At 33.7% G+C, this 1,707-nt stretch carries 2 protein-coding genes; both read left to right on the plus strand.

What is annotated here, in order from left to right; genetic code table 11:
- On the plus strand, nucleotides 1-1,566 hold a 1,566-nt coding region (feoB, locus tag Q0370_RS08970), incomplete at its 5' end, for a ferrous iron transport protein B (RefSeq protein WP_299574853.1).
- 34 nt (nucleotides 1,567-1,600) lie between these two features.
- A partial coding sequence (locus Q0370_RS08975) for a FeoB-associated Cys-rich membrane protein (RefSeq protein ID WP_299574855.1) occupies nucleotides 1,601-1,707 on the plus strand: 107 nt, incomplete at its 3' end.

Genomic DNA, 1,707 nt, shown 5'->3' on the forward strand with positions numbered 1-1,707 from the left:
ATTAAAATTTTGGAAGATGATACCAATGTAGCGGCAAGAGTAAAAACTGAATTTGGAGTAAGTGTTTCAAATATCGGAGAAACTGAAAAGAAAAATATTGAGAATCGTTATGGACTTGAACCTCAAGATGCTTTGGCAAGAGAAAGATACGGAATAGTGCGTGGAATTATCTCAATGAACCTAAAAAGAGGGACTGGAGATAAATTTGCATTAACTGATAAAATTGACAAAATTCTTTTGAATAAGTTTTTCGGTGGGATAGCATTTCTTGCTATAATTTATGCTGTCTTCGTAATTGTATTTGATGGAAGTTCACCGTTTATCGACTGGATTGATGGTTTCTTCAGTGACTTCGTCATAAAATATGTAGGTCACGCCATCGAAGGAGTGCCAGATTGGTTAAGCAGCTTTATACTTGATGGAATTTTGGCTGGTGTAGGTTCGGTATTGACATTTGTTCCACTTATGTTCTTTATTTACTTCTTCATGGCAATCCTTGAAGAAAGCGGATATATGGCTCGTGTTGCATTTATTTTAAATAAAATGATGACAAAAGTTGGACTTTCAGGAAAAGCATTCATCCCAATGCTAATCGGATTTGGATGTACAGTTCCAGCAATTTATTCAACAAGAACATTGGAAGATGAAAAAACAAGAAGATTGACAGGAGTTATCGCAACATTTATGTCATGTGGAGCAAGATTACCAGTTTATTCATTACTTGCGGCAGCGTTTTTCAGTAAAAATGCAGCTTTAGTTGTAGTTTCAATCTATGTTTTTGGTGTATTTATGGCTCTTTTAGTAGCTTTTGTATTAAAAAGATTTAAATACTTTAAAGGAAACAACACAGAGTTACTTATAGAATTGCCACCATACAGACTTCCAGGTGCAAAAGCTGTTTGGAACAATATGAAATCAAGAACTTTTTCTTACATAAAAAAAGCAACTACAATAGTTTTAGGAATTTTATTAATTATTTGGTTCTTTCAATATTTCCCAAATAAAGGAGATGCTGAAAGTTCATATATAGGTCAAGCAGCAAAAGTTGTTCAGCCTGTATTCAAGCCAACTGGTTTTGGTGACAGATGGGAACCTGTAGCTTCTATTGTGCCAAGTATTATTGCAAAAGAAACAGTAGTTGGATTTTTAGGACAAATTTTATTATCTCAAGGAGATGATGAGAAAAAAGAATATAATTTTGTATCAGATTTAAAAGATCAAGTAGTTGGATTGGGAGGAGCAGCAGTAGAGTCAGTAAAATCATTAGGACATATTGCAACCTTCAAAATTGCGACATTGGAAATGAAAAGTCAGGAGGAGCTTGACCAAGATGCAGGTGGAAATATCATTCCCGCAATTAGAAGCTTGTGGAATGATAAATATGGTCAATTAAGAGCATACTCATTTATGCTGTATGTCCTTTTGGTAGTGCCATGTGCCGTAGCAATGGGAGCTTTAAAACAAGAGTTTGGATGGAAATTATTAGCATTTCAAGTGTCAATGCTGTTAATTCTGCCTTACGTAGTATCAACCTTATTCTTCAATATCGCAAGGCTATTTATATAGATATGAAATAAAATTTTGAAAGGAAGTGCAGAAAATGATAATAAAAACAGTTATAATCGCTATAATTGCAGCTGCAATCGTATTTGCAGTATTTAGAAAAATATACAAGGACTATAAAAAAAATAAAAACCTTTGTGGAAC

The organism is uncultured Leptotrichia sp. (assembly GCF_938036635.1).
Taxonomy (GTDB): Bacteria; Fusobacteriota; Fusobacteriia; order Fusobacteriales; family Leptotrichiaceae; genus Leptotrichia; species Leptotrichia hongkongensis.